Below are 5,986 nucleotides of genomic sequence, written 5' to 3'. Positions count from 1 at the left end.
CCCTTGCCCTTTCCTGGAAATCCTCCCATACCCATGCCTGGAAATCCTCCCATACCCATGCCTGGAAATCCTCCCATACCCATGCCTGGAAATCCTCCCATACCCATGCCTGGAAATCCTCCCATACCCATGCCTGGAAATGCTCCCATGCCCATGCCTGGAAATCCTCCCATACCCATACCAGGGAAACCACCCTTGCCCATTCCTAGTAAGCCGCCCTTGCCCATCATGCCTAGTAAGCCTTTGCCCATTCCTAGTAAGCCGCCCATACCCATACCTGGGAAACCTATAATACGTTCAGAATCAAATAGCATGTTTTCACCAACTTTTTATAATTATTTCATATTCTTTTACATGCTATGTTTTAAAAAAATAAAGGAGCTTATTCTCCTTTTAAATTAGGCAGACTAACTACCGTTAATGATAGGTTATGGTGATATACTAACCATCAGATGTATTCATCTGTATTTTAATACACCCCTGCCTTTAAAAAATTTATATGAAACTAATTAAACACTGGTCAAGAAATTTCATTTTTTCCACGTTACAAGATTTGCATAAGAAAATATAGAATCCCCTATAAACCCTTGATGCGACTTGCTTTCCGCTCGATATTTCCGAAATATAAAATATATGTCTATTATCTTGACAGGCTAGAGGGCACTAATTCGCCTCACTCGGGATCACACAAAACAAAAAGCCTCAATCCTTTTATTCTAAATGGATTGGGGCTTTATTCAAGCTTCATTTTAAACTTCATTCTCCTAATTCATCTTAAATGTAATCTACTTGACCTTAACTTTTTTATCCAACTAAGTGTAGCCTATCCAGATATAAAGTATTAAAAATCAAGATTATAGCATACCTGGGAATCCTCCCATGCTCATTCCTGGACCTCCCATACCCATTCCTGGAAAACCTCCCATACCCATTCCTGGGAATCCTCCCATGCTCATTCCTGGACCTCCCATACCCATTCCTGGGAATCCTCCCATACCCATTCCTGGGAATCCTCCCATACCCATTCCTGGGAATCCTCCCATGCCCATTCCTGGGAATCCTATAATACGTTCAGAATCAAATAGCATGTTTCCACCTACTTTTTATAATTATTTCATAGTCTTTTACATGCTATGCTTAAAAAAAATAAAGGAGCTTATTCTCCTTTTAAATTAGGCAGACTCACTACCGTTAATGATAGGTTATGGTGATATACTAACCCATCAGCGGGGAATAAAGAAAATCCCCACCGATGAAAGCTTCACTTTATTTCTTCTTCCGACGGAATAAATCAATTGTTTTGTACCCTTGTGAAAGGATATCAACCATTTGTTGATGGCGTTTATCGCGCGTTTGTTGTTGCTTTGCCGAGAATATGTGACGTGCCCAGTCTTTTTGATATCCAGGGGTTAAGCTTTGATAAAATTTAAGTTCATTTGGATGATCGGCTAATAATGCTTCCACATCTTTCACATTGTCTTCATAATCCGCAACGCACTGGCTGGCACTCGCTGTTTTCTTTGCTTTCTTTTTTTCACGTTTTAGACCGACAACAGTGAAAACGTCATCCATGCTTACCATACGTGCAAACTTGATGTCGCTATTACCTACATATCCATCCTCTCCAACGTTCATTGCTGGAAACATTTCATCTCTGTGAATATAGGTTTCATAGCGCTTATTCCCTTTTTTCGGGTATGCGAAAAATATATAGCCTTTTTCAAGTAATAGCTGTTCATCGCTAAGGATCGTTTGTGTGTGTGTAACCATTTCATCAAGTGTTTCTACAAAAATGAAAATAGCATCATGTTCTTTTGAAAGGGTCGTTTGTTGTTCAGTAAAGATATGATAGTCACTTGGTTGATTGATTACAGCCATATTTTTGAATTTCGTTAGATTTAATTTATCGATAATTGTCATGACAAGCTCCTTAATTTTTAAGTTTATTACAATTTTAATCCCAATTATTCAGCAACAATAGTTTAGCATTGATTCTGATAAAGTGAAACTTTAATCAGTGGGGGTTTTCTTCATCCCCCACTGATTATTAGTTGAACCAATCGGGCTTTTACGGGCAGTTTATCTCCCACCTAACTTCCTTGCTTTCGCTGAATTTTGAGGTGGGAGTATTACTGCCCGTTAATGCGGGATAAAGTGTACCTTATGGAGAGAAAAATGTCTGTAAAAATGGTCACTTATACTTTTTTAAAATAAAAAGGCAGACCATACAACAGTCTGCCTTTCATCTATCTTCAAAATGTAGTATTACTATACTCTTTTCTTTTTTCCTACAAAAACAGAGCAAAGAATTAAGATACTTAGAATACCTAAACAAAGAAAAATACTCGCTCTGTTTTGATCGCTGAATGCAAATGCCACGCAGCATATACTTAATGTAATCGCAGTAAACGATGTTGCATATGGAAATCCCCATACTTTAAAATGCGGCAATTTTGTATATGTTTTACGAAGCTTCAGTTGCGCTAAACATATGCTGATCCACACCAATGATACTGTAAATCCTGGAATTGCCATTAAATACCCAAAAACACGATCAGGTGAAAAGTATGCAACAAATGTCCCGCTGATAAGAACGATAGAGCTCAAGATGACGCTATATACTGGGACACCGTTCTTCGCAATATATGAAAACTGTTTCGGTGCTTCTCCTTCTGCAGCTAAGGAATGCAGCATACGTGTACAGCCATAAATACCGGAGTTTGCCGCGGATAAAACAGCTGTAATAAGCACGAAGTTCATAATATGAGCTGATCCTTTAAACCCGACTGCAGATAACACTTGCACAAACGGGCTTGCTTGATTGCCAATTTCATTCCATGGAATTAATCCGCAAATGATAAGTATTGGAAGTGTATAGAATAATACGATTCTCCAAAATACTCCTTTAATCACTTTAGGCAATACCTTCTCTGTATCCTTCATTTCTGTTAAAGTCAATCCGATAAGTTCAGAACCACCGTAAGAAAAAATTACGATTAACAATGCGGAAAATACTCCTGACCAGCCGTGCGGGAAGAATCCCTGATGCTGTACATAGTTTTGCATATAATTCGTTTCATTACTCGGAATCACTCCAAATAAAATAGCTCCACCTAAAACAAGAAATAGCACGATCATCGTAATTTTAATTCCGGCAAACCAAAATTCAAACTCTCCGTAATGCTTTACATTCATAAAATTAATAGCCACAATGAAAATTGCGCTAATAAAACTTAAAGACCATAAAGACATAGAAGGAAACCAATATTGCAGAAAGCTTCCTGCAGCTATCACTTCAATGACACATACAACTAACAACATGAAACAGTACATCCATCCAATCACAAAAGACACGTTCGATCCAAGTGCTTTACGAATAAACCCTTTCATATTCATCCCCGGATAAGCAATGGCCATCTCTGCAATTGCACTCATTACAACAAGAAGCAATAATCCTGCAAATAGATAAGAAAAAATAACTGCCGGCCCCGCTATTGCTACTGTTTCAGAAGTCCCTTTAAATATACCTGTGCCGATTGCTCCTCCGAGTGCCATCAAACGGACATGCCGCGGCAATAACCTTTTTTGTAATTCCATAATTTTCTCTCCTCATTTTTATATAAAGATTTTTTATTTTACAAAAGATTTCATTGAATCTGTTGTAGTTTTTCTTTTCATAATAAAAAAAATCGTCCCTGTCCTAAATGACAGGGACGATTTACACCGCGGTACCACCCTAATTGCAAACTTACGTCTGCCTCTTGATTTTGTTAACGATCTGTTGACCGTCCTTCCCTCTATAAAGATCTCCCTTTATTTCGAAAAAGATGCTCCAGGATTGAAATTCACACTTATTTATGTACTGATTCACACCTTCCATCAGCTCTCTGAAACAGGGAAATAAGTATTACTGTATTCCTTTCACTGCATTTCCAATATTATGTTTTCCATATAATAAAAAAGTCCCTACTGATTGTATCAGTAGGGACGAATATATCGCGGTACCACCCTAGTTGCAGACTTAGCCTGCCTCTCGACTTTGTTAACGATCTCATATTTGACCGTCTTTCCCTCATAAAGGTCGTCCTTTACTTCGAAAAAGATGCTCCAGGATTGAAATTCATCCTTATCTTTGTACTGATTTGCACCTTCCATCAGCTCTCTAAAACAGTGAGATAAGCACTACTTATATTCCCTTCATTGCTCAATTATATTTCAATTTATATGACGTAGCTACGTTCTTTTGTAAGTATGTTTTGTATTATAGAGGTTGCATTAATATTCTGTCAATGTTTTTTAACAATACTTATTTAGGTATGTTTTACTAAAAGACACAATACGCTCTCTTTATTATCAAAAGTTATACCTATACATTCACGTGGGATATTTTTGTTTTAAATATTCAGAATTAATATTAAAATAAATAAAAAGAATGTATAGAATTTCAAATTATAAAGTGAAACTTTAATCAGTGGGGTTTTCTTCATCCCCCACTGATTATTAGCCCTCACCAATCGGGCTTTTACGGGCAGTTTATCTCCCGCCTAACTTCTTAAGAAAAGCGGAAGTGGCTCGTTCAGAATGTGAGGGGGATGGAGCTTCTTCCTAAGAGGTGTTTTTTTACCTCTTAGGAAGAAGCGAAGCCACCGAACATTCTAGCCACTGAAGCTGGACAATGCTTCCGCTGAATTTTGAGGCGGGAGTATTACTGCCCACAAATAGCGGGATAAATAACGAGGATTGGAGGTTTATAACTGATTTTTCATTCAAACTTGGAGAATTAGATGGTTTTGTTTTTTAAGACATCACAGTTTAATAATCTCTTCAGATCATGTTCTTAACATGGATGTCTACTGTAACGGATTACAAAATATTTTAAAAGCTAACGAGGAAATAGAGATGAAACTACAATTAAAAGCTGATTTAATGCTACTACTGGTCACATTTTTTTGGGGTGCATCTATCTTACTTACAAAGATTGGACTCACTTACGTAGAAGAATATAATTTAATCTCATTGCGTTTTATGATTGCTTTTCTTTTATCAGGCATCGTATTTTACAAACATTTAATCAAAATTGATTTTAAAACTGTAAAATATGCGTTTATATTAGGCTCCATTTTATTTATCGTTTATGTTTTTGCAACTTTTGGTACAAAGTATACAACTGTTTCGAATGCTGGTTTCTTAATGAGTCTCACAGTCATATTCATTCCGGTATTATCATCTATATTTTTAAAACAACGGCCTGAAAAAAAGGTTGTATTGGCAATTATTTTAACCATAGTAGGAATCGGATTATTAACATTAAATAGTGAATTGAAGATAGGCTATGGTGATATATTATGCATTTTATGTGCTTTATTTTATGCCGTTCATATTATCGTTACTGGAACCATGACTAAGCATGTGAATTCAATTGCTCTTGGTGTGTTACAACTCGGTTTTGTTGGCCTATTTAGTATCATTTTCTCAATGGTTATGGAAACCCCAAAACTTCCTAACACGTTTGAATCATGGTTTTCAATTTTAGTATTAAGCATATTTTGTACAGCAATGGCTTTCATTGTCCAAGTCATTGCGCAGCAACATACGAGTCCTACACATGCAGGTCTTATTTTTTCATTAGAGCCTGTGTTTTCTGCAGGTTTCGCTTTCTTTTTTACAGGTGAAACTCTCACATTTAAAGGTTACATAGGTGCAACACTTATATTATTAAGTGTCTTAATTGCTGAACTAGATTTTAAGAGTTTATTAAAACTAAATTATAGGAAAAATATAGAATAGATAACTTCAAAACGATATATAAATACATAGATACAAGGACCTTTAATTGAATACATTCACGGTTTACACGAAACCAGTCAGAAACTACAATAAAGTGAAACTTTAATCAGTGGGGGTTTTCTTCATCCCCCACTGATTATCAGCCCTCACCAATCGGGCTTTTACGGGCAGTTTATCTCCCGCCTAACTTCTTAAGAAA

5 protein-coding genes and 2 other annotated features are annotated in these 5,986 nt (G+C 36.6%); of the genes, 1 reads left to right on the top strand and 4 read right to left on the bottom strand.

All coding sequences use genetic code 11. The annotated features are described in order from the left end of the window. The 4 genes from MR076_RS25705 to MR076_RS25690 all read right to left on the bottom strand — a co-directional run. The coding region (locus MR076_RS25705; protein ID WP_242225400.1) for a hypothetical protein at positions 1-314 on the bottom strand (314 nt) is incomplete at its 3' end. Positions 315-854: 540 nt separating this feature from the next. After that, a complete protein-coding gene (locus MR076_RS25700) occupies positions 855-1,088 on the bottom strand; it encodes a hypothetical protein (protein WP_242225399.1) in 234 nt (77 codons plus the stop codon). 178 nt (positions 1,089-1,266) lie between these two features. Continuing rightward, complete coding sequence (locus MR076_RS25695) at positions 1,267-1,920, bottom strand: YdeI/OmpD-associated family protein (protein WP_242225398.1); 654 nt, start codon at positions 1,918-1,920, stop codon at positions 1,267-1,269. 348 nt (positions 1,921-2,268) lie between these two features. Continuing rightward, a complete protein-coding gene (locus MR076_RS25690; protein WP_242225397.1) occupies positions 2,269-3,597 on the bottom strand; it encodes an amino acid permease in 1,329 nt (442 codons plus the stop codon). A 109-nt stretch (positions 3,598-3,706) separates the two neighbouring features. After that, positions 3,707-3,934, bottom strand: a binding site (T-box leader). 46 nt (positions 3,935-3,980) lie between these two features. Next, positions 3,981-4,210 (bottom strand) — a binding site (T-box leader). Between the two features lie 689 nt (positions 4,211-4,899). Here MR076_RS25690 and MR076_RS25685 point away from each other — a divergent pair. After that, complete coding sequence (locus MR076_RS25685) at positions 4,900-5,787, top strand: DMT family transporter (RefSeq protein WP_242225396.1); 888 nt, start codon at positions 4,900-4,902, stop codon at positions 5,785-5,787. The last annotated feature ends 199 nt before the right edge of the window (positions 5,788-5,986 follow it).

This window comes from Bacillus cereus group sp. BfR-BA-01380 (assembly GCF_022663535.1).
Classification (GTDB): domain Bacteria; phylum Bacillota; class Bacilli; order Bacillales; family Bacillaceae_G; genus Bacillus_A; species Bacillus_A cereus_BB.
Note: the sequence above shows the minus strand (reverse complement) of the source record. Positions and strands in the feature narration are given on the sequence as shown.

What these genes read in the sequence shown, in the direction of transcription:
- MR076_RS25695 (WP_242225398.1), bottom strand. Translation starts at nt 1,920, where the DNA reads ATGACAATTATCGATAAATTAAATCTAACGAAATTCAAAAATATGGCT.
- MR076_RS25690 (WP_242225397.1), bottom strand. Translation starts at nt 3,597, where the DNA reads ATGGAATTACAAAAAAGGTTATTGCCGCGGCATGTCCGTTTGATGGCA.
- MR076_RS25700 (WP_242225399.1), bottom strand. Translation starts at nt 1,088, where the DNA reads ATGCTATTTGATTCTGAACGTATTATAGGATTCCCAGGAATGGGCATG.
- MR076_RS25685 (WP_242225396.1), top strand. Translation starts at nt 4,900, where the DNA reads ATGAAACTACAATTAAAAGCTGATTTAATGCTACTACTGGTCACATTT.